A 24216-nucleotide genomic window follows, 5' to 3' on the forward strand; every position below is an offset into this window, starting at 1 on the left:
GTAATAAAAATAAGACAATAACCACGTAACGGCTACTGTCTTGATATTATTTTTGGGCTTAAAGCATTGATATACTTGACAAATGGTAGAAAATATATCTAACCCCTAATTTTAACAGATAGATTATGCTTAAATTCGATAGATTTTCAGCATATCTATTTGTTCCTCACCGCTTGCGGTGACAAAGAAAGGAATAATTTATTATGAAACTGAATGATTTTTTGAAACCTGAATTACTTGGTAATAAGTTTCTTGCAGTAAAAGGGCTCTCAGAAGTGCTTGACCGTGAAACACAAAAACTTTCTGCTTATCGTGTGAATATCTCTATTCAAGATGAATCTAGCGATTTCTTTATGGAAATGATTCAAGTGAAGGTAAACACTACCTCTCCTACTATTTCTGCCGATGAAATGTCGAAGAATAAAACTCGTGAAGTTGTACTTAAAGACCTAAATGTTGGTCAATTTAATGGTAATCTATGGTTTACCTGTTCTGACATTTTACCAGTAGCTAAATAACTTTAAAGTGGTTATACATTGTAGCCGGTATGAAAAATTTCTAGATGACCGAAAGCGCATTGGAGATTTTGCCAATTACTTAGTTTACACATATGCTATTAACGCTAGATAATAGAGGTTATTAATGATTTACTTTATCGCTGATACTCATTTCCATCATGAAAATGTTATAAAGTTCTGTAATCGCCCTTTCTCAACTATTGAGGATATGAACCAAAAACTTATTGATAATTGGAATCAGATTGTAACTGATAACGATGACGTCTATATCCTTGGGGATTTTCTATATCGAGGAAATGCTAAACAGGCTAATGAAATTTTACAATCTCTAAAAGGAAGGAAGTTCTTAATCAAAGGAAACCATGAACATTATCTTGATTCTCCTGATTTTGACCAAAACTTATTTGAATGGATTAAAGATTATCATACACTTCATTACCAAAAGAGAAAATTCATTTTATTCCACTATCCAATATTAGAATGGGATTCCTATTTTCATAACTCTATCCACCTATATGGACATGTTCATAATAACAGAACAGACTATTTCAAACAAATTTTGGGAAAACGAGCAATCAACGTTGGAGCTGATATGATTGATTTTACCCCTATCAGTATTGAACAAATACTAGATTTAGTAAAAGAGTGATGATATAACTAAAACAACCCTAGTTGATGAATCGTTCTTGACTCTGAAATTAAAGAATTTTCTGTTATTCCCTTAACTGATACTTTAAATAAACTAAAAAGCGTAATGGAGAAAAAATAATGGCGATTTACTATGCTATAAGTGATATCCATGGATATCTTGATGAATTTTTAACTGCCTTTGAAAAAGTAGATTTAACTAACTCCGAGAATCGATTGTTTCTTTTAGGGGACTATGTAGATAACGGGAATTACTCCTATCAAGTGCTTGAAACGATTCGAGAACTGGAATCTAAATATCCTAATCAAGTCAAAACGCTTTTAGGAAACCATGATGAATGGTTCTATCACTGGCTCATTACGGAAGATATAAGCCCCGAATGTTCTCCTGAAACCATTAAAAGTTTCTTTTCCCTAGATGAATTGACCCTCCTATTACAGAGGAATCCTAACCAGTTTGAAAAGACTATCCGAGATGAAATTAAATCTAATCCAAAATTTACTCCCTTAATAGATTGGTTTAAATGTAAATTCCAAGACCAAAGATATATTGAAACGGATTGGCAAATCTTTGTGCATGCTGGGGTTGATGAAGAAGCTGGGATTTTTTGGAAAGAGGGTACTGACCCTAAAATGTTTACCAATAAATTCCCTGTTACAACTGGGAAATTCTTTAAGGATATTATTTCAGGACATGTTGGCTCTTCTCAAATTGCACACAATGAAGAATATTTAGGAAAAATTTTCTTTGATAAGTACAACCACTACTTTATAGACGGAACAGTTGACCGAAGTAAGGTCATTCCTGTTCTTGAATTTGATACAACTACACAAACCTATAACTACTAGAATTTTAATCACAAGAAAAACTGCCGACTGGTCGGCAAGCTGGAAGCATGTTTAGCGGAGCGATTCTTGTAATTGAAATTCAGAGGAGCTTGCTCCTCTAGTTTATTTATTATATAGGCAAACTTAACGAGAAAATGAGGTAATTTTGTGAGTTATAATCGCAAGATTATCCGAACTTCCTCGTATATTGAGATTTGGGAATATCAATCCCCTATTTTCTCAAGTGATAATACTGAAGTTGATACCAACCAAATCATTTTAAAAGAAAAACAAAAACGTAGAAAATTTGATGAACTTACACCTGACGAACAAGATGAAAGATTAAAACGTATATCCAAAAACAGAAAAAATTCAAAATGGAAGCTCCAAAGACTAATAGATTGTAATTATGATAACAAAACAAGTTTCCTTACCCTAACAACAAAAGCAAATATTAAAGACCGAACAGAATTCAATATAATGTTTGATAAGTTTATCAAAAAATTGAACTACTATATTTATCATTCTAAAAAAAGGCAACTAAAATATATAGCAGTATTAGAACGACAGAAAAGAGGAGCGTGGCATGTACACATTCTTCTTTTTAATTTCCCTTTTGTCCCTCATTCTTCTTTATTAAAATTATGGGGTCATGGGGCAGTTCGGATAAACAAATTAGATAGCTTAGACGATTCGTCCAATGCTGGTCGCTATGTAGCTAAATATATGGAAAAAGGGATTGGACAAGAATTACTTGAAAGTTTAGGCAAAAAAGCTTTTTACTCTTCTAGAAATCTAAATAAACCTGAGGAGTTAAAATTATTAACTAATGAAAATGTAGCTGACCTTATTAAAGATGAAATGATTCTTTACGAGACCTCTTACAAGAGTAAGATTTTTAAAGATGGTCGCTTACTTGATAATGAAGTTCAATATAGAAAGATTAAAATTGATAAGGAGTAAGGAAATGATTCAAATTAAATACGTACCTGTTGAAGACTGTCAAGCTGAATGGGGAAACAAAGAAGCAGTATGCAAACGATTCGAAGGTTTAAAAACAAAAACACTAGATTCACTACTAGTTGAAATGCGAAGAAATCCTGAATACTCTCCATTTGTAATAAATCCTTCTCATAAAATTGTTTGGATACACTTTGAAGGTTTCTTAGATTTCCTTAGATACAGGCAAGACCATAGATACGAAAGTTGAGGTAAATAATGTTAAAGATAGATATGGGTAATGTCACATTTAAACAATCTCGTAAAGCTCCTAAAAAGGGGTATATAGAGGTTAAATATAGAATTTATACTAAACACCCACTGACTCAAAAACGCTGGGAAATTGTTAGTAAATGGTATTTAACAAGTGAATCTTACTCAGATAGTGGAAAAGTTAAAATTTCTCCTCAATTACAAGGAATTATCAGAAGAGAACTTCAAGAAAAACTAGAACAGTTTCATCAAAGATTTACTTTATCAACTCTCAATAACAAGGGAGACATCACTTTAAATAGAGTTTGGAATGAATGGGAAGATGACAGAATCAAAAAGAAGAAAGTTGCACCTAAGACACTAGCTGGAGAGCAAGGGAGATTCAAAAATCATATTATTAAATATATTCCTGCCGATAGCTTGCTTCACAATATAACTTCCGATGTGATTCAAAAAATGATAGACCAATTTTATCCATTGGGAAATCATAAAAGAATAGCTCAATCTTTAAAGTCTGACCTCAATTCAGTTTATACATTTGCTATCAAAAGAAATTATATTAAACCAGAGCAAAATCCTATGCCTTATGTTCAAATTGAAAATAAAGGACTTGAAGAAAGAATAAAGGAATTAGAAAGCAAGAATATTGAAGATTCCTACCTTGAAAAAGATGAACTTGCCGAAGTATTATCAATTGTAAATAAACATAATCGTCAATACGGCAGAATATTTGAATTTCAAAGTTTAACAGGCATGAGAATTGGAGAAGTCTTGGGTTTAAAAGTCGCCGATATTAACTTCAAGGATAAACTCGTTTCTGTTAAAAGAACTAGAGCTACTCACGGAGGAGCAAACAAGAATAACTATGAGGGAAATGTAAAGAATGAACAGAGTTATAGAACTGTTGAGCTCTCTACTAAGGCTTTAGAGCTTCTTCAAGAAGAAATAGAAGAAAATAACCACCATATTGCTGGTAATCCTGATTATCAAAATAACGGTTGGATATTTACATCAAAAAATCACTATAAATCAATGTATAACGGTGTACCATTAAATTATAGTGTTTTGAATAATTTTCTAAATTCTAGTGAAACAGGCAAGAAAACAAAAACAGGTCATATCAAAAAAGTAGGCATCAATATTGACCAACAGATTAGTTTCAAAAAACATATTAGCACTCATATTTTTAGACATACCCATATTAGTTTCTTAGCCGAGAAAAAAGTTCCTTTAGAAGCAATACAAGAGCGTGTCGGACATACTAAAGGGAGCAAAGTAACACAAATATACCTACATGTGACTAAAAACATGAAGAAGAATATTACAAACCTTATTGATAGTCTTATTGATGATTGAGTATTTTCTGAGTATTTTTTTCACTAAAAAAGGTTTATCCAAATGGATAAACCTTGATTTAATACTGTTTCAGCTTGAAATTAAGCTTTGTTTGCTGAACCGAAAACGTCGATACGTTCTTCAACAGCACCTTGAACAGCTTTGATACCTGGTGCCAAGAATTTACGTGGGTCGAACAATTTTTTACCATCGTATTCTGCTTCGTTTGCATCGTAGTTACGTGCAAATTCACGAGTAGCGTTTGAGAATGCGATTTGGCTTTCAGTGTTAACGTTAACTTTAGCTACACCAAGTTTGATTGCAGCTTGGATTTGATCGTCAGGGATACCTGAACCACCGTGCAATACGATTGGGAAACCTGGTACTGCATCAGTAAGTTTTTTAAGGTGGTCAAGGTCAAGACCATCCCAGTTAGCTGGGTAAGGACCGTGGATGTTACCGATACCTGCAGCCAAGAAGTCGATTCCAGTTTCAACCATTGCTTTAGCATCTTCAACTGGTGCCAATTCACCTTTACCAACGATACCGTCTTCTTCACCACCGATAGTACCAACTTCAGCCTCAACTGAGATACCTTTAGCGTGTGCCAATTCAACGATTTCTTTAGTCAATTTAAGGTTTTCTTCGATTGGAAGGTGTGAACCATCGAACATCAATGAAGTGTAACCAACTTCGATACATTCTTTTGCATCTTCGTAGTGACCGTGGTCAAGGTGGATAGCAACTGGTACAGTGATACCCATTGACTCAACAAGGTTTTCGATAAGTGCTTTACAAAGTTTGTAACCACCCATGTATTTAGCAGCACCCATTGAAGTTTGGATAAGGATTGGAGCTTGTTTAGCTTCTGCTGCACGCAAGATTGCTTGAGTCCACTCAAGGTTGTTTGTGTTAAATCCACCAACAGCATAGCCGTTATCACGAGCTGCTTGGACAAATTTTTCTGCTGAAACGATTGCCATTTGTATAGGCCTCCTCTATTTTTTTGGGTTTGAACCCGTTTACAGTTTCATTCTAACACAATTACCTTAAAAATACCAGTATTTGAAGAAAGTTAAAGCGTTTTCTCACAATGAAAAAAGAGAAGGTTTCCCTTCCCGTTTTGAGATAAAAAAAGTTGAGCCTTAGCTCAACTAACGATGCGGAAAGGGGGACTTGAACCCCCACGACCTAAAGCGGTCACAGGATCCTTAGTCCTGCGCGTCTGCCAATTCCGCCATTTCCGCTGTTCTTTAACAACATAATCTATTATATCAGCTTATGTTTTGTTTGTCAACAACTTTTTTAAAATTGTTTTTGTCGCCTGTCTCGTTAACTGACAACTATTAAAGTATATCAAATCAAGTAAGTGTCGTCAATACTTTTTTGAAAAAAATCTGATCTTTTTCCAAAAAAGAAAACAGCAAGGTCAACAAGCTGATAAACTCGCTTTCCTCACTGTTTTAATTCATATTAGTTAGCATTCTCTACTGCTGCTGTTACAAAGGCAGTGTAGAGTTCTTCTGCATGGTTTGGACGTGATTGCAATTCTGGGTGGTATTGAGCTGCCACAAAGAATTTTTTATCTGGTAGTTCAACAATTTCCATGAGACGGTTGTCTGGTGAGACACCTGAGAAGACAAAACCTGCTTCTTCAAATTGCGCACGGAAGGCTGTGTTAAACTCATAGCGGTGACGGTGACGACGTTGAACAACTTCTTGGTTGTTATAAGCTGCAGCTGCTTTTGAACCAGCCTTCAATTTACATGGGTAAAGACCCAAACGAAGTGTTCCACCCATGTCTTCAATATCGATTTGATCACGCATAATGTCGATGATTGGGTATTTTGTTTCTGGATCAAGCTCTGCTGAGTTGGCACCTTCTAGGTTAAGGACGTGACGAGCAAATTCTACGCAGGTCAATTGCATTCCAAGACAAACACCTAGCATAGGAACATCATTCTCACGTGCATAGCGGATGGCTTGGATCTTACCTTCTGTACCACGTTGTCCAAAACCACCTGGTACGATGATACCGTCCGCATCTCCTAGAAGCTCTGCTGCATTTTCAGCAGTCACATCGTTAGCATTAACCCAGTTAAGATCAATCGCTGAATCGTTAACGTAACCTGAGTGTTTGAGAGCTTCAACAACTGAGAGGTAGGCATCTGGAAGTTCAACGTATTTACCAACAAGAGCAATTTTAACAGTTTTCTTAAGGTTAAGAACCTTATCAACCATTGCTGACCACTCTGTCATATCTGCTTTTGGTGCATCCAATTTCAAGTGATCACAAACAATCTGATCCATTCCTTGAGCTTGCATGTTGAGTGGCACTTGGTAAATGTGCTCAACATCCATTGACTCAATAACAGCTTCAGGAGCTACGTCACAGAATTGAGCCAATTTATTTTTAACACCTTGTTCAACAGGTTGCTCAGTACGGATAACCAACATATTCGGCTGAATACCAAGACCACGCAACTCCTTAACAGAGTGTTGAGTTGGTTTGGTCTTCATTTCTCCAGCTGCTTTTAGGTAAGGTAGTAGGGTTGTGTGGATATACATGACATTGTCAGAACCCACATCTGCCTTCATTTGACGGAGAGCTTCCAAGAATGGCAAGCTTTCGATATCACCAACCGTACCACCAACCTCTGTAATGATAACATCAGAATCCGTTGTGCGCGCAGCACGTTTAATCTTATCCTTAAGAGCGTCTGTGATATGTGGAATAACCTGAACAGTCGCTCCAAGGTATTCACCTTTACGCTCCTTGCGAAGTACCTCGCTGTAGATTTTACCAGTCGTTACGTTAGAGTACTTGTTAAGGTTGATGTCGATAAAACGTTCATAGTGACCAAGGTCAAGGTCAGTTTCTGCACCATCATCAGTAACATAAACCTCACCGTGTTGATAGGGACTCATTGTCCCTGGGTCAATATTGATATAGGGATCAAATTTTTGAATTGTAACTTTGAGACCACGATTTTTCAAAAGACGTCCCAAGCTCGCTGCAACGATACCTTTACCAATAGAAGAAACTACACCACCAGTAACAAAAATGTACTTTGTCATTCTAAACTCCTTTTATATCTATAACTAGGAAAAACAAAAAAATCTCCCTATGACTAGGGAGACTTATTTATCCGACCTCTAAAAGAGGTGCCCAATAAATACTATATCCTATCTGAACTATTTTGTCAAACGATAGCCTCAGACGACTTACTCTTCTTCCTCAGCGTAGTCATCGTCTTCATCTTCGTCTGTTTCATTCAAATCAACGTCTTCATCAAAATCTTCATCTGGGATGATTTCGTTCAATTCTGAATCGTAAGACTCAACTTCTGATTTTTCATCATCAGGATTTTCTTCATCGTACTCATCTGAAGATGCTGCTTGATAGCTTTCATCTTCTGGATCATCATCTGAGTAGTCGATGGCATCTTCATCACCATCCATGAAGGCATTAACACGTTTGTTTTTACGTTTTGGTGCACCTTCTTCATCATCTTCAAGTGTGATGATTTCTTCATCGATTTCATCGATAGCATACCATGAACGAAGGCCCCATTTATTGTCACCAAGTGGAATGAAACTTCCATCAGTGTTCAAGTCTGAATAAAAGAATGGCAATGCTTCACGGATATCTGCGTCTGATTTTTCAAGGTAAGTTTGAATGTCGTTAACAAGATCGCTGAAGTACATTTCGTGGTCACGTCCACGTGATTCCAAAATAGCACGTGCAACCTCGATCATTGATAATTCACTTTTTTCTTGCCCAGCAAATACTTCTAATTCCAAAGTGGTTCTCCTCTAACTATTGATACAAAGGGATACACCCAATTGGTCTTGCTACCCTCGTATGTTATAACATTTGATTCAACTAGGGACAGTTCCCCAGCTTATTTCATTACTTACTATTCTACGCTAAATTTGTCAATTCGTCAAAAGATTTTTGTCGTCACTTTTGAGACAAAAAATCAGCTAGCCCTAGGACTAACTGATTCCAATCGGATACGACTGATTATTTTACTGTTGCTGAGCTTGTAACAACTTCAACAGCTTTTTTCATTGTGATGTCGTGTTTAAGCATGTCAGCTGAAAGAAGAGCACGAACTTGTTCAACTTCCATGTTGTATTCTGAAGCAAGGTCAGTGATTTCTTTTTCGATTTCTTCTTCAGTTGCATCGAAACCTTCTGCTTTAGCGATAGCTTCGATAACAAGGTTTGTGCGAACACGTTTGTCAGCGTCAGCTTCGTATTGTTTGTGAAGGTCGTCTTGTGTAGTTCCAGTCAATTGGAAGTACATTTCTGGTGAGATACCTTGACGTTGCATGTTACCCATGAATTCGTTCATTGCACGGTGTACTTCGTCGTGTACCATTTCTTCTGGCAATTCAACGATTTCTGCGTTTTCAACTGCCAATTCAAGTGCAGCACCTTCAACAGCATCATCAAATGCGATTTCTTTAGCTGCTTCAAGTTCTTTACGGTATTTAGCTTTCAATTCGTCAAGAGTTTCAACTTCTTCGTCGATGTCTTTTGCAAGTTCATCGTCAAGCGCTGGAACTTCTTTAGTTTTAACTTCGTGAACTGTTGTTACGAATTTAGCATCTTTACCTGCAAGGTCTTCTGCTTGGTAGTTTTCTGGGAATGTTACGTTAACATCAACAGTTTCGCCAGCTTTTGAACCAACCAATTGTTCTTCGAAACCTGGGATAAATTGACCTGAACCAAGTTCAAGTGAGAAGTTATCACCTTTACCACCGTCAAATTCAACACCGTCAACTGAACCTACGAAGTCGATAACGACTGTATCACCTTCAGCAGCTGCAGCTTCTTTGATAACAAGTTCTGCAAGGTTGTTGCGTTCACGTTCGATTTTAGCGTCTACTTCTTCATCAGTTACTTCTTTTGAAGCTTCTACTGATACTGCAAGGTTTTTGTAGTCACCAAGTTTAACTTCTGGTTTTGTAACAACTTCAGCTGTGATAGTCCAGTCTTGACCTTTTTCCATTGAAGCAACATCAATTTTTGGTTGTGCAACAACGTCAAGTTCAAGTTCTGCAACTGCAGCTTCGTAAGCAGCTGGAAGAATAGCGTTCAAAGCATCTTCGTAAAGAGCTTCTTCACCGAATTTTTGGTTGAAGATTGGACGTGGTACTTGACCTTTACGGAAACCTGGTACGTTCAATTCTTTTTTAACTTTGTTAAATGCTGCGTCAAGAGCTGGTTTGATTTTATCTTGACCAATTGTAAATGTAATAACGCCACGGTTTGTAGCTTTATTTTCAAATGATGTAGACATTTAGTCGTTTCTCCTTAAAAATTTTATATACAGCTTAGTTTACCATATTTTACAAGGATTTCAAAGTTTTTTTGTTCGATTTTAGAAAGAGAATCCCTTGAAAATACCTCCATCTTCTGTCAGGATGTTTCTTTTTTGGTAAAATGGATTTATGACTATTATTCGAAATCATATGCAACAACTTCAGCTGGAACAGTTGGCTGTTGATTTACTATCAAAATGCGTTTCGCTGATTCTCTTACTGATTTTCTTCTTTATTGGCAAACGTCTCTTAACCTACATTTTTACACAGACTGTTACCAAGTCTATCTCATTGACCAAACAGACTGAAGCAAGACAAAAAACAATCATTAAGCTACTGCATAACATTATGGATTATGCCCTCTATTTTATGCTCATTTATTGGGTTTTAAGTATCTTAGGTGTTCCTGTTTCAAGTCTTCTAGCTGGGGCTGGACTAGCTGGGGTCGCTCTTGGTTTAGGTGCCAAAGATTTTCTTTCTGATCTGGTCAATGGTTTCTTTATTCTCCTTGAAAATCAGTACGATGTAGGAGAATCTGTCGAAATTGGAACTGTTTCAGGAAATGTTTCCAGTGTCGGCATTCGCACAACTCAAGTGCGAGGCTTTGATGGTACTCTTCACACCATCCCAAATCGTAACATCTCTATCGTCAGCAATAAATCCCGTGGTGATATGCGTGCCCAGATTGATATTCCAATTCTGGCTCACACAAATCTCGAGCAAATGACAAGCATTATCAAGGAAGTCAATGAGAATGAAGTTCCAAACCACCCTGAAATCGTTGGTCTTCCCAACATTCTTGGCCCTAGAACAACTAGCGCAGGACAGCTCATTTTCCGAGTTGATATTTTCGTACAAAATGGTAAACAGAGCGCCATCTATTCTGAATTTTACAGACTTTATCAAGAAGCCTTGATTGCAAACGGCATCCATCTGCCAACGCTCAACGCTATCAATACTGCTAAGAAATAAAAGAATCCGACCCCTGAAAAGGGATCGGATTTTTACTTGTTACAGTTAACCAAGAAAGCAAGAGATTTGATTTTCTACGCCTTTGTTAATCTATTATCCTTAAAATTTGCGAATTGGATCTTCCTTGTATTGACCTCTAGCACCACCAATCAGTTTTGGTCGGCTGGCTAGAGCAGTAACATGGGCTCCTCCTAATTCACGCTGGATAGGCACCAAAGGAACTTGAACACGTTTGACGTGCATACCGATAGAGGTATCACCAATATCAAGACCTGCATGAGCGACAATCTCTTCAACCTCGACAGGCTCTGCCATGTACTTAAAGGCCGCTAACTGACCTGAACCACCTGCATGAAGGCTAGGGAGGACATTGACGATTTCAAGGTTTTTAGCCTCAGCGACAGCCTCTTCGACTGCTAGAGCTCGGTTTAGGTGCTCGCAACCCTGAACAGCTAAGTGGACACCACGCACCTGAGTTTCCTCAAGAATGGTCTTGACGATGACTTCACCAATTTCTAGGCTAGATGCCTTACCAATCAAGCCACCAGCCACCTCACTAGATGACAAACCCAGTACAAAAAGCTGTCCTTTTTTAATAGCAGAGCGTTCAAGGATATCAATCACTAGGGCTCTCGTTTGATTTTCTAATACTTGTAAATCCATACAGATACCTCACTTTGACCTTATTATAGCAGAAGTCGGATGATTTTTCAGTCCTTTTTCACGGGTCACAAACGCCCCAAATTGGCGATTCCCATACGAAAGGCATGCTTGCGTGCACTCAGGGCAGAAATGTCTTGATAAAAGAGCTTCATATCATCGCTCAATCCTGCTTCTCCTTGTAAATTCTTAATCGCTAGGTCTTGTAACCCCTTTGATAGGATAGCTAACTCCCGATCAAAATAAGCTCCCTTTCCCACCTGCTCCTTAAAAGTCACCAAGAGTTGACGTTCCCTTTCACTTATTTTGGGATCTAAAATCAAATTATAAACCCTATCTAAAATGTGGTCGTCCTTGTTTTTCATCCCTGAACCTCCTAAACTTAATAACCTTATAATAATCCTTTTTTCAAGCAATAGCTATTCTTATCCTAAACAGTTCATTATTTGTCTTGAATGGTTCTATAAAAATCATACACGCTCTAGTAGATAATCAATTCGTTTCAACTTATTTTCTAGGACTGACCTTGCTATATGCCAAATAGAGCAAATAACCAACCAGCATTCCAAAGAAGTTCTGCATGGCATTTCCCCAAATACCTGCTAGAGCAGAGCCTAAACCGTATAAGGGAATCGAAGCTAGGAAATAGACACCAACCATCACCAAGGATGACAAAAGTAAGCCCAGCGGACGCTTTTTCCCTGTCCAACCTGCAAAATAACCCTGTCCACCATGAGCTAGGAGACTAAAGAACATCCACTGTGGATAACCCGAAATCAAGTCAATCAAAAAACCTGATAGACCTCCGACAACAGCTCCTTCTTTTGCTCCCAAATAAAAGGCTGTAAAGAAAACCCCTGCATCCAAGAGGGTTAGAAAACCTGTTGGCGTCGGAATACTGACAAATTTTCCTAAAACAAGGGTCAAAGCTGTCAAAACAGCTAGTAGGCTCAATCTTGCAACATTAGTCTTTTTCATACTGAACCACCCCATAATCATTTGAATTGGCGATAGCCTTGTAAACAAAAGACTTAGCTTGACGGACGGCTTCACGCATATCCTGACCTTTGACCAGATTGCTAGTGATACTTGATGCAAAAGTACAGCCTGCACCGACATTATTTTCGGTCAAAACAGGATTTTCAAAAACATCAAAAATCATACCATCATAGTAAAGATCGATGGCCTTTTCCTTATCCAGACGATTTCCGCCCTTGATAACAACATGCTTGGCACCCAACGCATGCAATTTTTCAGCCGCACGCTTCATATCATCCAAACTTTCGATGCTCATTTGGGACAATAGCTCAGCCTCTACCAGATTTGGTGTGATGATGCTGACATAGGGAAAGAACTTGATCAGTTCATCTCGCAGAGCTGACACTTCCACATCATGACTTTCCTTGCAGACTAGAACTGGGTCCAATACGATTGGAAGGGTTGCATGTGCCTTCACAAAATCAAGAGCCTGCTCTGCTAAATCAATATTTGGCAGAAGACCTAGTTTGATAGCTGAAAAAGGAACATCCTTGAGACTAGCTAGCTGATAAGAGAAGACTTGACTATCTGTCGCAAAAACTTCAAAACCTTTTTCAGTCATAGCCGTCAAGCAAGTCACTGCAAGAAAACCATGCTGTTTATTGACTGTGTAGGTCGCCAAATCAGCATGCAAACCACCACCACTAAAAATATCATTCCCAGAAATAGCTAAAACATAATCAGTTGTCATAAGTAATCTCCTTCAAATAAAGTCCATTTCCCGCTGCCGTCGGACCTGCTAAATCTCTGTTGCGACTCTCCAAAACTGTTTTGATCTGACTGACAGGCATGCGTCCATTACCAATCTTAAGCAGGGTTCCGACCATATTTCGGACCTGCTTGTAGAGAAAGCCATTGCCAGAGAAGGTAAAGACTAGAAAACCCGTCTTTTCATCTCGCTCAACGCTGGCATGACTGATAGTCCTCACCTTATTCTCAACACTGGTCCCTGCAGCTGTAAAGCCTGTAAAATCATGCGTCCCTTGTAAATCAAGGATTGCCTCCTGCATGAGGGACAAATCAACAGGATAGGGATAGTGGGTTGCATAGTTGCGCATCATGGGATTTTTAGGTCGTCCAATATCTACTAGAAACTCATAAGTCTTTGAATGCTTATTGTAACGAGCATGGAAGTCATCAGACACTATGGCAATATCAACGATATCGATATCATCAGGACATTGAGTATCCAGTCCAAAGCGCAGCTTTTCCACATCACGCTCCTGAGGAAGGTCAAAGTGGATAACCTGACCATAGGCGTGAACGCCTGCATCAGTACGACCAGCTCCATGAATCACAACTTCTTTTCCGCTATTTAATCTCAATAGCGTCTTTTCAATCTCCTCCTGGACTGTTCGGGCATGAGGCTGGCGCTGAAAACCTGAAAATGCAGTCCCATCATAGGAAATAATGGCTTTATATCTTGTCATGCTATCATTCTATCACTTTTTAAAAGGGCTTTCTAGATAGAAAAAAGCAATCTGTCCCCATACAGATTGCTCGATTTCTAGTCAAAATACTGATAAATGTCCTTATAATCCGTCACCACATGATCGCAGGCAGAGAGGTCTTGAGCTGGATAGTCAGGATTTTCAAAACCGAGACAGCGCATGCCAGCAGCCTTAGCAGCTTGGCTTCCTAACTTGGTATCTTCAATCACTGTGCAACTAGATGCCTCAGCTCCTAGAAGCTCTGCTGCTTTCAAAAAGACATCTGGAGCTGGTTTCGGCTTAGCGACCTCCTCACCGCTCACCTTGAATTCAAAAGCGTCAGCAATGCCCAAGGCTTCAAGATTTCTGATGATTTCTTCCTTTGGAGAAGAAGAGGCAACTGCCATGCGGTAGCCATTTTCATAAAGATAACGAATGAGTTCAGGTGCACCCTTGATCGGACGAACACCATCACGCGCTTTTTTCTCCTCACGGCGGCGATTCATCTCTGCAATCAGTTGAGGAACAGTCTCCGTCAGACCCTTTTCCTCCTTCATCTGGGTCCACATGACATCAAAAGTCGTCCCCATAAACTGGTACTGGTAGCTAATATCCGTGTCAATCCCTCGATCAAGCAACATCTCGGTCTTGGTCCCCAGAAAAATATATTCCGAATCGACAATAACACCATCCATATCAAAAATCACAAATTTAGCCATAAAATCCCTCACTTTCCTTATTATTGTAAACGTTTTCCGGTTAGAAATCAAGAAAAGCCAGGTCATAAACCTAGCTTCACATACTTATACTTCTGGGTCAAAGGCATCTTTCATCTTGTCAAAGAAGCCTTTTTTCTTAGGATGCACTGGCTGATCACCACTTGCTGCCGCAAAGGCTTTAAGAGCATCTTTTTGAGCATCATTGAGCTTTTGAGGAGTGACAATATTGACCTTAACATGTTGGTCGCCTTGACCGCCACCACGTAGAGCTGGCGCACCCTTACCTTTAAGTCGGAAGGTACGTCCTGTCTGAGTACCAGCTGGAATTGTCATCTCAACATCACCATGAACGGTTGGTACTTCTACAGTATCACCCAGCGCAGCTTGAACAAAGGAAATGTTCATGTTGTAGTAAATCGTTGAACCGTTACGTTCAAATTTATCACTAGCTGCAACATTGATAATCACAAAGAGGTCTCCGTAAGGGCCACCGTTGAAGCCAGCCTCACCTTGACCTTGGAGGCGGATTTGTTGACCTGTTTCAACACCTGCTGGGATTTTAACAGAAACTTTGTGACTTTGACTTTCGTGACCAGTTCCACGGCATGTTGTACATGGGTCTTTGATTTCTTGACCACGACCATGACAGACGTCACAAGTTACTTGACTGCGCATAACACCGAGTGGTGTTTGACGGTCAACATTGATAACACCTGCACCGTGACATTTACCACAGGTCACTGGGCTAGTACCAGGTTTGGCACCAGAACCGTGACAGGTATGACACTCTGCTTCACGATTGTAGTGCACCTCTTTTTCAGCACCGAAGATAGCCTCTTCAAACTTGAGGTTAACACGGTATTGGAGGTCATCACCTTGACGAGGGGCATTAGGATTACGGCTGGCACCTCCACCACCAAAGAATGATGAGAAGATGTCTTCGAAACCGCCAAAGCCTGCACCATCAAAGCCTCCAAAACCACCAGCTCCGCCACCGCCGAAGCCTCCATTAGCTCCTGCAGGTCCATATTGGTCATAGGCAGCGCGTTTTTGCTCATCTCCTAGTGTTTCGTAAGCCTCTTGGACTTCTTTATATTTTTCTTCTGCTCCCGCTTCTTTGTTAATATCTGGGTGATATTTTTTAGACATTTTGCGGTAAGCTTTTTTAATCTCGTCCTGACTGGCGTTTTTGGAAACGCCTAGACGGTCGTAGTATTCTGTATTGTTCATCTTAAATACCTTTTGTTATTTTTTTGATAATTTTCTTAGGTGGTGGGGACGCAAGCGACCTCTTACAGAGTTCCATTGCTCATTTTTGAACCCAAAGGTTTCAAAAATCCCCTCGTAAGAGTAGCAAAGCCACTCTTACTCTCACCACGGCGAAAATTATCAGATGAGCGGTCTTCGACCGCATTGCTGTCGCATACTATCCAAAAACAGAGGCTGGGTTACAACCTCTGTGTGAATTTAATTTATTTTGTTTTTAAGTACCCTATCATTACGGAAGTATTTATAGCTTTTTTTCTTTTTTTAGTATTCACTATGAAATTCCATCTGAATCCTAAAATAGACATTACAACTAGACATAGACCAATTGTAGCAGGTATTGTATATCTATCGCCCTGTAACAATAATGCCATCAGTGTAGATACTATTGCAGATAGAAACACCGATACATAGGTTTCTATTATCCACTCATCAATTTTAACAGAACTCTCATACTCAGCTAAAATAATCTCTCTATATCTAGCTAAGTATTCTGTCGAAATATTATCTATGTAATCTTTGGCAACATTATAATCGTTAGCCTTATCACAAAAGTCATTATAGAGTCTAATTGTATCCTTTAAATCATTCTCCGTAAATATATGCATCTTACTTCTCCGTAAACTCACCGTCTACAACGTCGTCGCCATTGTTTGATGAATCTGCTGATTGAGCTCCTTCAGCACCTGCTTGGGCTTGTTGTGCTGCGGCTGCTTGTTCGTAAAGTTTAACGGCAAGGGCTTGTGCTTTTTCGTTAAGTGCTTCAAGTTTAGCTTTCATGTCGTCAAGGTTGCCTGATTCTTGAGCTGCTTTCAAGTCATCAAGAGCTACTTGAGCGGCATCACGTTCTGTATCGAAACCTTTACCTTCAGTATCTTTGATTGTTTTTTCTGTTGCGAAGATTGCTTGGTCTACCTCATTTTTAAGGTCAACTTCTTCTTTACGTTTTGCATCAGCTTCTGCGTTAGCTTCTGCATCTTTCATCATTTTTTCAATTTCTTCATCAGTCAAACCTGAGTTAGATTGGATAACGATGTGTTGTTCTTTTTGAGTACCAAGGTCTTTTGCTTTAACAGATACAATACCGTTTTTGTCGATATCGAATGTTACTTCGATTTGTGGGATACCACGAGGTGCAGCTGGGATATCAGTCAATTGGAAACGTCCAAGAGTCTTGTTGTCAGCTGCCATTGGGCGTTCACCTTGAAGAACGTGAATATCAACGGCTGGTTGGTTGTCTGCTGCTGTTGAGAAGACTTGTGATTTAGATGTTGGGATTGTTGTGTTACGGTCGATCAATTTAGTGAAGACACCACCCATTGTTTCGATACCAAGTGACAATGGTGTAACGTCAAGAAGAACAACGTCTTTAACATCACCAGTGATAACACCACCTTGGATAGCAGCACCCATAGCAACAACTTCATCAGGGTTAACTGATTTGTTTGGTTCTTTACCAGTTTCAGCTTTAACAGCTTCAACTACGGCTGGAATACGAGTTGAACCACCAACAAGGATAACTTCGTCGATTTCTGAGATTGAAAGACCAGCGTCTGAAAGTGCTTGACGAACTGGAGTCTTAGTGCGTTCAACAAGATCACGAGTGATATCGTCAAATTTAGCACGTGTCAAAGCAACTTCCAAGTGAAGAGGTCCTGCTTCACCAGCAGTGATGAAAGGCAAGCTGATTTGTGTTTGAGTCACACCTGAAAGGTCTTTCTTAGCTTTTTCAGCTGCATCTTTCAAACGTTGAAGAGCCATCTTGTCAGTTGACAAGTCGATGCCGTTTTCTTTCTTGAATTCTTCTACCAAGAAATCAATGATTTTTTGGTCAAAGTCGTCACCACCGAGTTTGTTATCACCAGCAGTTGCAAGAACGTCGAAGACACCATCACCAAGTTCAAGGATTGAAACGTCGAAAGTACCACCACCAAGGTCGAATACCAAGATTTTTTCATCTTTGTCTGTTTTGTCAAGACCGTAAGCAAGAGCTGCTGCAGTTGGTTCGTTGACGATACGTTCTACTTCAAGACCTGCAATTTTACCAGCGTCTTTAGTTGCTTGACGTTGTGCATCGTTGAAGTAAGCTGGAACTGTGATAACAGCTTTTTCAACTTTTTCACCAAGGTAATCTTCAGCATAACCTTTAAGGTATTGAAGAATCATTGCTGAGATTTCTTGTGGTGTGTATTCTTTACCGTTAGCAGCAACTTTTTCAGAAGTTCCCATTTTTGATTTGATTGAGATGATTGTGTCTGGGTTTGTCACTGCTTGACGTTTAGCAGCATCACCAACGATGATTTCACCGTTTTTGAATGATACTACTGAAGGTGTTGTACGGTTACCTTCTGGGTTTGCGATGATTTTACTTTCAGTTCCTTCAAGAACTGCAACTGCTGAGTTTGTTGTACCTAAGTCAATACCGATGATTTTAGACATAATATAAGATACCAAGAACGTTGAAATAGTCCAGCGGACTATTTCAATCGGAAGATTAGGAAAGCGAAGCTTTCTTCATCTAACGACTGATTGTAACGTTCAATTCCTTTCAAAATTTTAAGTTTTAATATTTATTTTTTGATACTTTTCTTGGGTAGCGCAGTAGCTGATGGTCATTTCTTCGTCCTTCGGACTGTGAAAGGTCTCATCAGCCTTGCGGGGGTGCGTCAACGAAATCAAAGATTTCTGACTTACCGCCTAGTTTTCTGACATTTCGGTCAGGTATGGTGACTAGCTCGCCATAGCGATTGCCGTTTTCTGATGTGTCACTTTAGCAACCATCAGAAATAACTAGTTATACACCACTACCATTGCTGGGCGTAGGATACGGTCGTGCAATTTATAGCCTTTTTGGAAGACTTGTGCGATAGTATCTGCTGGATGCTCATCGTCTGCTGGCATGGTTTGGATAGCCATGTGAAGGTTGTGGTCGAAGTCACCATCTGCTGCGATTTCTTCGATGCCTTCTTCTTTAAGGGCGTGAATCAAGCTCTCTTGAACCATTTCAAGACCTTTTTTGACATCATCTGTCAAGCCTTCAACAGCCAAAGCACGTTCAAGGTTATCAAGCGATGGCAAGATTGCCTTTGCCAAATCCTGCGAACGGTAGCGTTGCAAGTTTTGACGCTCTTCGTTGGCACGACGTTGGATATTTTGCATTTCAGCGTGGGCACGCAAGTATTTGTTTTCAAACTCGTCGGCACGCGCGTTAGCCTCTTCCAATTCTGATTTCTCTGCTGTTTCAATTGTCTCTTCTACTTCTTCAGCAGTTTCAACTTCCTTAACAACTTCTTCATTTTTAATATCTTCTGACAAGAGGACACCTCTTTCTTTTAATTTACTTCATAATGATTGCTATTTAAATAGCGATAGTAGTCAGTCAACTTCATAACCATGACACGGCTGATCACATTGACCAGACTCATCATGCGACGATAATCCATATCGATAGGACCAATCAGACTCATCATTGCCAATCCACGATAAGGAATCAGGAACTTGTGACTGATAACCGTACAGTCGCTCAAAGCTTCTTCCTGACTCTCAGCCACTTGGACTTGCGCCATTTCCTCTGGGGAAATAGCAGAGCGTAGTGCCAGGGCAACTGCCTGAGGATTATCTAGAAATTGATAGGTTGCAAGGTCTGCATAAGTCAGCGAAGCAACTTTCCCTTCTATAAAGACCAATTCCTTAAAGAGCTGAGAAAAGATGTAATCAAAGAGATCCAAAACATTGTCCGTCGTTGTAAAATACTTCTGAACAATCTGAGGAATCTCTGTTCTCAGACGATAATGAATATCCATGACCGTCTTATCAAGCAGACGTTCTGACACCAGAGTCTTAACACGAAGCAAGTCCCTAGCTAGGAAATTCTTAGGAATGGCAAATTGAACGGTAACTGGCTTGGACTCATCTAAACTGAGAACAGCTAGAGCATCGTGACTGGAGAGTTGCACGATATCAAAGCCAGTCAAACGTTGGCTGGTCGGCTCAACATCCTGAACAACAGCGGTGTAACCTGTCATCTGCGCCAGCAATTTAGCCGCCGCATCCAGAATATCTTCTAGCTTAAAGGCTTCAAAGTCAAATGCCTTAATGACCTGATAGACGTCCTGTTCATCGATACTATCAAGATTGAGCGAATGACGAACAAAGTATTGAAAACCAGCTCGACTAGGCATGCGCCCACTAGAAGTATGAGCTTTTTCAAGATAACCAAGTTTTTCAAGTTTTGCCATATCATTTCGAATCGTTGCCGAGCTCGAAGAGATGGACTCTTGAAGTGCCTTGGAACCAACCGGCTCATGCGTCTGTGTGAACATCTCAACAATCAAATTCAAGATGTCATTCTGACGTTGTGTGATCATTGAAACGTCACCTCCGCTTCTTATTAGCACTCTTTATATCCGACTGCTAACTTATGACTCTATTATACTCCTAAGAAAGACAAAGTCAAGTCAAAAAACCAAAAAATTAGCACTCTTTTTATAAGAGTGCTAAAAATACATCTTAAGACCTAGAAAGATAGCTTTTCTTCAAGTCGCGGAGCTTTTTCCAATAATAAAGAAGCCAAAGAAGCTCCAATAAAAGGATAACTCCCCACAATCCCCACCAAAGGGCACCATGTCTCTCATTGTTTATCAACGAAATATAAATCTGCATACCAGGAGCTATCAAGCTAACAATACCAGGTGTTAGGGAACGCCTCAAGAGAAGCTTTTCGTATTCAAAGCGGCTGGCGTCATCATTATAAATCTCCAGTTCACTCGGATTATCGATACCAGCTGCTCCTTTTTTAAACAAAATTACACCTTGGTAGTCTATGGGAACAAGCGCCCAACCAGCATCCTGATAGGTTTGAATATAGGCCTTATTTAAATCCATCGCCGCTTGCTTTTGCAAATCAAAGCGATAGACGACATCTTCTGCCTTGCAAGCTTCAAATGTCAGTTTTCCCATCATCCCAATATTTTTCAAAGCATAACCAGCTTGATGCATCTGGCGAAAATAAGATTCCATCTTATCCAAATGATAGGCATCCAAATATTTATAACTTTTCATCACAAATCCCCTCCAAAACTTGCCACTCACATTTTTCTACTAGAGGTTACTTTTCAATCTTTTTCTCAACTGATAAAAACGGTAAAGAACATAAGCCACCATAGAAAAATAAATAAATGTTATAGCGACTATTATCGGAAAAACATCACTCGAAGTCACCGTAAGCGCAAAAATATACAGAATTAGAGAGAAAACAAATCTATCTCTAAAGATTCGTTTAACCATCTTATACTTACTTTCCATATCATTATAAATCTCTGTATCGCCATCAGCAGCTGATTTACGGAAATAAGAGAATTTATTAAAATCTGTCACATACTCCCAACCGTAATCTTCAAATAATTGAAGATAGTCAGCTTTTGAACCATTTTTTCTACCTTTAAAGTCAACTTGGTAAACAACATCCTCTGGCTGACAAGATTCAAAATGATAAAAGAAACCGCGAACTTTGACAAACTTCCAGCCTTTTTGGTGCATCTCTCTTAAATAAGCCGCCTCTTCATCAAAGTCTGTAATCCAAAATTGCTTCACTTCTGTTTTAGTTGCCATAGCTTTCTCCCTTACTATTTTGATACAAGCGCTCAATGCGTGCCAATTCTAAATTTAAAAACTCTCTACCTAACTCGGTTATCCGATAGAGCTTTCGCTTACCTTCTTCGCCAACAAGAACAATCAAGCCATCCTTTTCCATCTTAGACAAGGTGCCATACATGGTCCCAGGGCTGATAACCACCTGACCTCCAGTTAATTTCTTTGTCTCCTGTGTAATGTCGTAACCATGTCTTTCTTCTTGCAGAGCAAAAAGAATATAGAAAGCAGACTCTGTCATGGGAACGTAAACACGTCTTAGTTTATTATCCATATATCCTCCTTCGATATATCGAGATACGTTACATCTTGATTCGATATAAGTATATCGCAGTGCGATATATCTGTCAATAGAAAATGTGAAAAAAATAAAAACCTAGAACATGATTCTAGATTTCCTTCAATCAACTATCGTAGTCCACCAAGTTGTAGGTTTCGATAATTGTTTTTAAGTTTTTACTGTAATTGCTGTCGCTTGTGTATTCGTATTCTTGGAAGGCTTGGATAGCTGTTTGGTAGTTATCTGCTGTGGCTAGGGCTGTGTAGAGTCCTGATTTGCCAAACTCACCTGCCTTCAAGCGAGCCATATAATCATTAAGCGAGGCTGTCCAGTCTGCATAGACTCTGAAATCACTCTTGATACTGAGTTCATTGCTACCAACATATTCTGTGCGGCTCATCTTGATGGATTGTTGACCTGCGCTAGCCTTGGTGGCTAATAAATTGTAATACTTAGCCGCAAGAAGGTCAGTTCCGTAGTCAGATTCTAGCGCAGCCTGTGCCATAATGACCGAAGCCTTGACACCATAACTCTGAGATAACTTCTGTGCCTGCGGAGCTATTTTCTTAAAGAAAGCCGTCTGGTCGTAGGCTGTTTTGACGGTCGTTCGAGCATTTGGTGTCGAGCTGTGAAATAGCAGAGGCAGGACTAAAAAGATGCAGAAGAGCGCCACTAAGCCACCGAACACTTGTAGTTTTAATCTGCGCCTCACTGTCCATTCTCCTTCAATTCTGCAATGTATTCTTCCAAGGTGAGATTATGCTTCGTCATGTACTCAGCTGATTCCTTACCGACATAGCGGAAGTGCCAGTCCTCGTAGCCAACACCTGTCGAATCGGTCTTGCCTTCTGGGAAACGAAGAACAAAGCCATACTGAGGAGCAATCTCCTTGAGCTGAGCTACAATGCTAGGATCAGACTCATTCAGGCTGTCAACGGTTGACATATCGATAGCAAGCCCTGTCTGGTGTTCGCTAGCTCCTGCTGGCTGCGAATAGGTTTTAACCTTGGTCTCAGCCTCTTCTGTCGTTAGACTTGGATCTGCTGCCATTTCTTGATCCACATAGGATTGGAAGAGTTCCGCCTGATAGGCAACGCTGCGGTAACCTGAAATCAAGTGTTCTGAGCTGTCGATTGCCTGCGCTGCTGCTAAGAATTCCTCAACATTACTTGCGATACGTGAGTCCACATAGATTCCTGAGACCTCTGTCACTTCTGGATTCATCTCAGCTGTGATATGGTCACGATTGACCAAGACCAAGTCCCAGTCTGATGATGACACTTTTGGTAAATCCGCTGCGCTAGTAGACGAACTAGTAGAGCTTTGATTTGTTTGACTTGATGAACTAGAGGTCGCAGTCTCAGAAGCTCCGCTATTGCCAAAACGTGACAAGAGCAAAAGTCCTGCGACAACAACTAAGAGGACTGCCGCTACTAGCAAGCCCATTCCTAAACTAAGCTTTTTTCTCATCTTGAATGATTTTTCTCCCTGCTTCTCGGTAAGACAGAGCAGCGATACTGTCGATGCTGAACTTACCATCCTTATATGTGACGACAGAAACACTGCCGTTGTCGATAAATTGTTTCTGATAACTGTTATCAATCAACCAGAGGAAGGTCCCAATAGTCATCCCATGACTGACCACAATAGCATTGCCACCACCACTCTTTTCGATTGATTTTGCAATAGCTTCAAAGCCATCATAGATACGCTGACTGAGAACTTCCCAAGGCTCTGCCCAGCCTGCAGTATCAACCTCAACCAGACTATCTGCAATTTCTTGCCAAGAAACTTCTTGCAGGCTACGCCCATTTTCAAAAGCCTTGGTACGAGGAAGGACGCCATTAAAGAGCTCGCCGTCATAGCCGCCATCCAAGCTGCCAAAACACCACTCACGGATGCGCTTATCACGCTGGTAGGGAAGGCTCTGATTGTGGCTCTCAGCCAAGATAATGTCCATGGTCTGGATAGTACGACCTGAGTCACTCGAAAAAGCTGCCTTAAAAGGAATAGCTGCCTCTCTCAGACCCAGCCCAAGCTCACGAATTCCTTCTTCACCTTGAGCCGTCAAGGGCGTATCGGACCAACCCTGAGCACGACCAATCGTGTTAAACATAGTCTTTCCGTGACGAGCAATGTATAATCTTGTCTCTACCATAGCACTTTCCTCCTGAAATGGTATCTTTCTACTATTATATCAGAAAAAATCTAGCCAAACAGAAATCAATCCTAAAAGTTTGTGTCAAGTAATCCTCGGAAACAATTTTCAAAGTCCTAAATCCACTTTTTGAGTTGACCAATCGGAGAGCTCGTTGCAGCAGCTAAAGC

General features: G+C 39.9%; 28 protein-coding genes and 1 tRNA gene. 7 read left to right on the plus strand and 22 right to left on the minus strand.

The features are described 5' to 3' along the window. The first annotated feature begins 203 nt into the window (after positions 1-203). The 6 genes from JOC28_RS07675 (at position 204) to JOC28_RS07700 (ending at position 4562) form a co-directional block, all read left to right on the plus strand. A complete protein-coding gene (locus tag JOC28_RS07675; RefSeq protein WP_205010109.1) occupies positions 204-518 on the plus strand; it encodes a hypothetical protein in 315 nt (104 codons plus the stop codon). Between the two features lie 124 nt (positions 519-642). After that, on the plus strand, positions 643-1167 hold the full coding sequence (locus tag JOC28_RS07680) for a metallophosphoesterase (protein ID WP_205010110.1): 525 nt from the start codon (positions 643-645) through the stop codon (positions 1165-1167). 119 nt (positions 1168-1286) lie between these two features. Beyond that, the gene (locus tag JOC28_RS07685; RefSeq protein ID WP_205010111.1) at positions 1287-2015 is read left to right on the plus strand and encodes a metallophosphoesterase; all 729 of its coding nucleotides are present in this window, start codon (positions 1287-1289) and stop codon (positions 2013-2015) included. A gap of 147 nt (positions 2016-2162) precedes the next feature. Then, positions 2163-2957 carry a rolling circle replication-associated protein gene (locus JOC28_RS07690; protein WP_205010112.1) on the plus strand — a complete coding sequence of 265 codons (795 nt, stop codon included), beginning with the start codon at positions 2163-2165 and terminating at the stop codon, positions 2955-2957. A 4-nt stretch (positions 2958-2961) separates the two neighbouring features. Beyond that, a complete protein-coding gene (locus JOC28_RS07695) occupies positions 2962-3204 on the plus strand; it encodes a DNA-binding protein (RefSeq protein WP_239548923.1) in 243 nt (80 codons plus the stop codon). Positions 3205-3212: 8 nt separating this feature from the next. Further along, positions 3213-4562: a tyrosine-type recombinase/integrase gene (locus JOC28_RS07700; RefSeq protein WP_205010113.1), complete on the plus strand. Its 1350-nt coding sequence runs from the start codon at positions 3213-3215 to the stop codon at positions 4560-4562. A gap of 80 nt (positions 4563-4642) precedes the next feature. Here JOC28_RS07700 and JOC28_RS07705 read toward each other — a convergent pair whose 3' ends face one another. The 5 genes from JOC28_RS07705 to tig all read right to left on the minus strand — a co-directional run bounded on the left by JOC28_RS07705 (position 4643) and on the right by tig (position 9852). Then, positions 4643-5524 (minus strand): class II fructose-bisphosphate aldolase, encoded by an 882-nt coding sequence (locus JOC28_RS07705; protein ID WP_205010114.1) that lies wholly within the window; start codon positions 5522-5524, stop codon positions 4643-4645. A gap of 178 nt (positions 5525-5702) precedes the next feature. Beyond that, positions 5703-5788: transfer RNA gene (locus JOC28_RS07710), tRNA-Leu, on the minus strand. A 226-nt stretch (positions 5789-6014) separates the two neighbouring features. Then, positions 6015-7619 (minus strand): CTP synthase, encoded by a 1605-nt coding sequence (locus JOC28_RS07715; RefSeq protein WP_205010115.1) that lies wholly within the window; start codon positions 7617-7619, stop codon positions 6015-6017. Positions 7620-7766: 147 nt separating this feature from the next. Further along, complete coding sequence (rpoE, locus tag JOC28_RS07720) at positions 7767-8345, minus strand: DNA-directed RNA polymerase subunit delta (RefSeq protein ID WP_205010116.1); 579 nt, start codon at positions 8343-8345, stop codon at positions 7767-7769. Positions 8346-8568: 223 nt separating this feature from the next. Further along, positions 8569-9852 (minus strand): trigger factor, encoded by a 1284-nt coding sequence (gene tig / locus JOC28_RS07725; protein WP_205010117.1) that lies wholly within the window; start codon positions 9850-9852, stop codon positions 8569-8571. 151 nt (positions 9853-10003) lie between these two features. Here tig and JOC28_RS07730 point away from each other — a divergent pair, with 151 nt between their 5' ends. After that, on the plus strand, positions 10004-10846 hold the full coding sequence (locus JOC28_RS07730; protein ID WP_205010118.1) for a mechanosensitive ion channel family protein: 843 nt from the start codon (positions 10004-10006) through the stop codon (positions 10844-10846). 99 nt (positions 10847-10945) lie between these two features. Here JOC28_RS07730 and JOC28_RS07735 read toward each other — a convergent pair whose 3' ends face one another. From JOC28_RS07735 to JOC28_RS07815, 17 genes are all read right to left on the minus strand, one after another. Next, positions 10946-11509: a TIGR01440 family protein gene (locus tag JOC28_RS07735; protein WP_205010119.1), complete on the minus strand. Its 564-nt coding sequence runs from the start codon at positions 11507-11509 to the stop codon at positions 10946-10948. Positions 11510-11574: 65 nt separating this feature from the next. Beyond that, complete coding sequence (locus tag JOC28_RS07740; protein ID WP_205010120.1) at positions 11575-11871, minus strand: bacteriocin immunity family protein; 297 nt, start codon at positions 11869-11871, stop codon at positions 11575-11577. Between the two features lie 142 nt (positions 11872-12013). Next, on the minus strand, positions 12014-12484 hold the full coding sequence (locus JOC28_RS07745) for an ECF transporter S component (protein WP_205010121.1): 471 nt from the start codon (positions 12482-12484) through the stop codon (positions 12014-12016). After that, positions 12471-13235, minus strand: a complete 765-nt coding sequence (locus tag JOC28_RS07750) for a bifunctional hydroxymethylpyrimidine kinase/phosphomethylpyrimidine kinase (protein ID WP_205010122.1) — start codon at positions 13233-13235, stop codon at positions 12471-12473. The genes JOC28_RS07745 and JOC28_RS07750 overlap by 14 nt, the downstream gene beginning before the upstream one ends. Then, positions 13225-13974 (minus strand): tRNA pseudouridine(38-40) synthase TruA, encoded by a 750-nt coding sequence (gene truA / locus JOC28_RS07755; protein ID WP_205010123.1) that lies wholly within the window; start codon positions 13972-13974, stop codon positions 13225-13227. The genes JOC28_RS07750 and truA overlap by 11 nt, the downstream gene beginning before the upstream one ends. A gap of 77 nt (positions 13975-14051) precedes the next feature. Further along, on the minus strand, positions 14052-14693 hold the full coding sequence (locus tag JOC28_RS07760; protein ID WP_205010124.1) for an HAD family hydrolase: 642 nt from the start codon (positions 14691-14693) through the stop codon (positions 14052-14054). An 84-nt stretch (positions 14694-14777) separates the two neighbouring features. Beyond that, positions 14778-15923 (minus strand): molecular chaperone DnaJ, encoded by a 1146-nt coding sequence (gene dnaJ, locus JOC28_RS07765; protein ID WP_205010125.1) that lies wholly within the window; start codon positions 15921-15923, stop codon positions 14778-14780. 242 nt (positions 15924-16165) lie between these two features. Then, complete coding sequence (locus tag JOC28_RS07770; RefSeq protein ID WP_205010126.1) at positions 16166-16567, minus strand: tRNA (guanine-N7)-methyltransferase; 402 nt, start codon at positions 16565-16567, stop codon at positions 16166-16168. 1 nt (position 16568) lies between these two features. Then, the gene (dnaK, locus tag JOC28_RS07775) at positions 16569-18398 is read right to left on the minus strand and encodes a molecular chaperone DnaK (protein ID WP_205010127.1); all 1830 of its coding nucleotides are present in this window, start codon (positions 18396-18398) and stop codon (positions 16569-16571) included. A 351-nt stretch (positions 18399-18749) separates the two neighbouring features. After that, on the minus strand, positions 18750-19274 hold the full coding sequence (gene grpE / locus JOC28_RS07780; RefSeq protein WP_205010128.1) for a nucleotide exchange factor GrpE: 525 nt from the start codon (positions 19272-19274) through the stop codon (positions 18750-18752). Positions 19275-19291: 17 nt separating this feature from the next. Beyond that, complete coding sequence (gene hrcA / locus JOC28_RS07785; RefSeq protein WP_205010129.1) at positions 19292-20326, minus strand: heat-inducible transcriptional repressor HrcA; 1035 nt, start codon at positions 20324-20326, stop codon at positions 19292-19294. A 142-nt stretch (positions 20327-20468) separates the two neighbouring features. Continuing rightward, on the minus strand, positions 20469-21020 hold the full coding sequence (locus JOC28_RS07790; RefSeq protein ID WP_205010130.1) for a DUF2812 domain-containing protein: 552 nt from the start codon (positions 21018-21020) through the stop codon (positions 20469-20471). Between the two features lie 39 nt (positions 21021-21059). After that, complete coding sequence (locus JOC28_RS07795) at positions 21060-21569, minus strand: DUF2812 domain-containing protein (protein ID WP_205010131.1); 510 nt, start codon at positions 21567-21569, stop codon at positions 21060-21062. Next, positions 21559-21882 carry a PadR family transcriptional regulator gene (locus tag JOC28_RS07800; RefSeq protein ID WP_205010132.1) on the minus strand — a complete coding sequence of 108 codons (324 nt, stop codon included), beginning with the start codon at positions 21880-21882 and terminating at the stop codon, positions 21559-21561. The genes JOC28_RS07795 and JOC28_RS07800 overlap by 11 nt, the downstream gene beginning before the upstream one ends. Before the next feature lie 130 nt (positions 21883-22012). After that, entirely contained in the window at positions 22013-22600 is a 588-nt protein-coding gene (locus JOC28_RS07805) for a glucosaminidase domain-containing protein (RefSeq protein WP_205010133.1), read from the minus strand. Next, on the minus strand, positions 22597-23358 hold the full coding sequence (locus tag JOC28_RS07810; RefSeq protein WP_205010134.1) for a M15 family metallopeptidase: 762 nt from the start codon (positions 23356-23358) through the stop codon (positions 22597-22599). The genes JOC28_RS07805 and JOC28_RS07810 overlap by 4 nt, the downstream gene beginning before the upstream one ends. Next, a complete protein-coding gene (locus tag JOC28_RS07815; RefSeq protein WP_205010135.1) occupies positions 23342-24046 on the minus strand; it encodes a histidine phosphatase family protein in 705 nt (234 codons plus the stop codon). The genes JOC28_RS07810 and JOC28_RS07815 overlap by 17 nt, the downstream gene beginning before the upstream one ends. Positions 24047-24216: the final 170 nt, after the last annotated feature.

It is taken from the genome of Streptococcus loxodontisalivarius (assembly GCF_016908645.1).
In the GTDB taxonomy this organism is placed as follows: domain Bacteria; phylum Bacillota; class Bacilli; order Lactobacillales; family Streptococcaceae; genus Streptococcus; species Streptococcus loxodontisalivarius.

What these genes read in the sequence shown, in the direction of transcription:
- JOC28_RS07675 (WP_205010109.1), top strand. Translation starts at nt 204, where the DNA reads ATGAAACTGAATGATTTTTTGAAACCTGAATTACTTGGTAATAAGTTT.
- JOC28_RS07680 (WP_205010110.1), top strand. Translation starts at nt 643, where the DNA reads ATGATTTACTTTATCGCTGATACTCATTTCCATCATGAAAATGTTATA.
- JOC28_RS07685 (WP_205010111.1), top strand. Translation starts at nt 1,287, where the DNA reads ATGGCGATTTACTATGCTATAAGTGATATCCATGGATATCTTGATGAA.
- JOC28_RS07695 (WP_239548923.1), top strand. Translation starts at nt 2,962, where the DNA reads ATGATTCAAATTAAATACGTACCTGTTGAAGACTGTCAAGCTGAATGG.
- JOC28_RS07700 (WP_205010113.1), top strand. Translation starts at nt 3,213, where the DNA reads ATGTTAAAGATAGATATGGGTAATGTCACATTTAAACAATCTCGTAAA.
- JOC28_RS07705 (WP_205010114.1), bottom strand. Translation starts at nt 5,524, where the DNA reads ATGGCAATCGTTTCAGCAGAAAAATTTGTCCAAGCAGCTCGTGATAAC.
- JOC28_RS07715 (WP_205010115.1), bottom strand. Translation starts at nt 7,619, where the DNA reads ATGACAAAGTACATTTTTGTTACTGGTGGTGTAGTTTCTTCTATTGGT.
- tig (WP_205010117.1), bottom strand. Translation starts at nt 9,852, where the DNA reads ATGTCTACATCATTTGAAAATAAAGCTACAAACCGTGGCGTTATTACA.
- JOC28_RS07730 (WP_205010118.1), top strand. Translation starts at nt 10,004, where the DNA reads ATGACTATTATTCGAAATCATATGCAACAACTTCAGCTGGAACAGTTG.
- JOC28_RS07735 (WP_205010119.1), bottom strand. Translation starts at nt 11,509, where the DNA reads ATGGATTTACAAGTATTAGAAAATCAAACGAGAGCCCTAGTGATTGAT.
- JOC28_RS07740 (WP_205010120.1), bottom strand. Translation starts at nt 11,871, where the DNA reads ATGAAAAACAAGGACGACCACATTTTAGATAGGGTTTATAATTTGATT.
- JOC28_RS07745 (WP_205010121.1), bottom strand. Translation starts at nt 12,484, where the DNA reads ATGAAAAAGACTAATGTTGCAAGATTGAGCCTACTAGCTGTTTTGACA.
- JOC28_RS07750 (WP_205010122.1), bottom strand. Translation starts at nt 13,235, where the DNA reads ATGACAACTGATTATGTTTTAGCTATTTCTGGGAATGATATTTTTAGT.
- truA (WP_205010123.1), bottom strand. Translation starts at nt 13,974, where the DNA reads ATGACAAGATATAAAGCCATTATTTCCTATGATGGGACTGCATTTTCA.
- JOC28_RS07760 (WP_205010124.1), bottom strand. Translation starts at nt 14,693, where the DNA reads ATGGCTAAATTTGTGATTTTTGATATGGATGGTGTTATTGTCGATTCG.
- dnaJ (WP_205010125.1), bottom strand. Translation starts at nt 15,923, where the DNA reads ATGAACAATACAGAATACTACGACCGTCTAGGCGTTTCCAAAAACGCC.
- JOC28_RS07770 (WP_205010126.1), bottom strand. Translation starts at nt 16,567, where the DNA reads ATGCATATATTTACGGAGAATGATTTAAAGGATACAATTAGACTCTAT.
- dnaK (WP_205010127.1), bottom strand. Translation starts at nt 18,398, where the DNA reads ATGTCTAAAATCATCGGTATTGACTTAGGTACAACAAACTCAGCAGTT.
- hrcA (WP_205010129.1), bottom strand. Translation starts at nt 20,326, where the DNA reads ATGATCACACAACGTCAGAATGACATCTTGAATTTGATTGTTGAGATG.
- JOC28_RS07790 (WP_205010130.1), bottom strand. Translation starts at nt 21,020, where the DNA reads ATGAAAAGTTATAAATATTTGGATGCCTATCATTTGGATAAGATGGAA.
- JOC28_RS07795 (WP_205010131.1), bottom strand. Translation starts at nt 21,569, where the DNA reads ATGGCAACTAAAACAGAAGTGAAGCAATTTTGGATTACAGACTTTGAT.
- JOC28_RS07800 (WP_205010132.1), bottom strand. Translation starts at nt 21,882, where the DNA reads ATGGATAATAAACTAAGACGTGTTTACGTTCCCATGACAGAGTCTGCT.
- JOC28_RS07810 (WP_205010134.1), bottom strand. Translation starts at nt 23,358, where the DNA reads ATGAGAAAAAAGCTTAGTTTAGGAATGGGCTTGCTAGTAGCGGCAGTC.
- JOC28_RS07815 (WP_205010135.1), bottom strand. Translation starts at nt 24,046, where the DNA reads ATGGTAGAGACAAGATTATACATTGCTCGTCACGGAAAGACTATGTTT.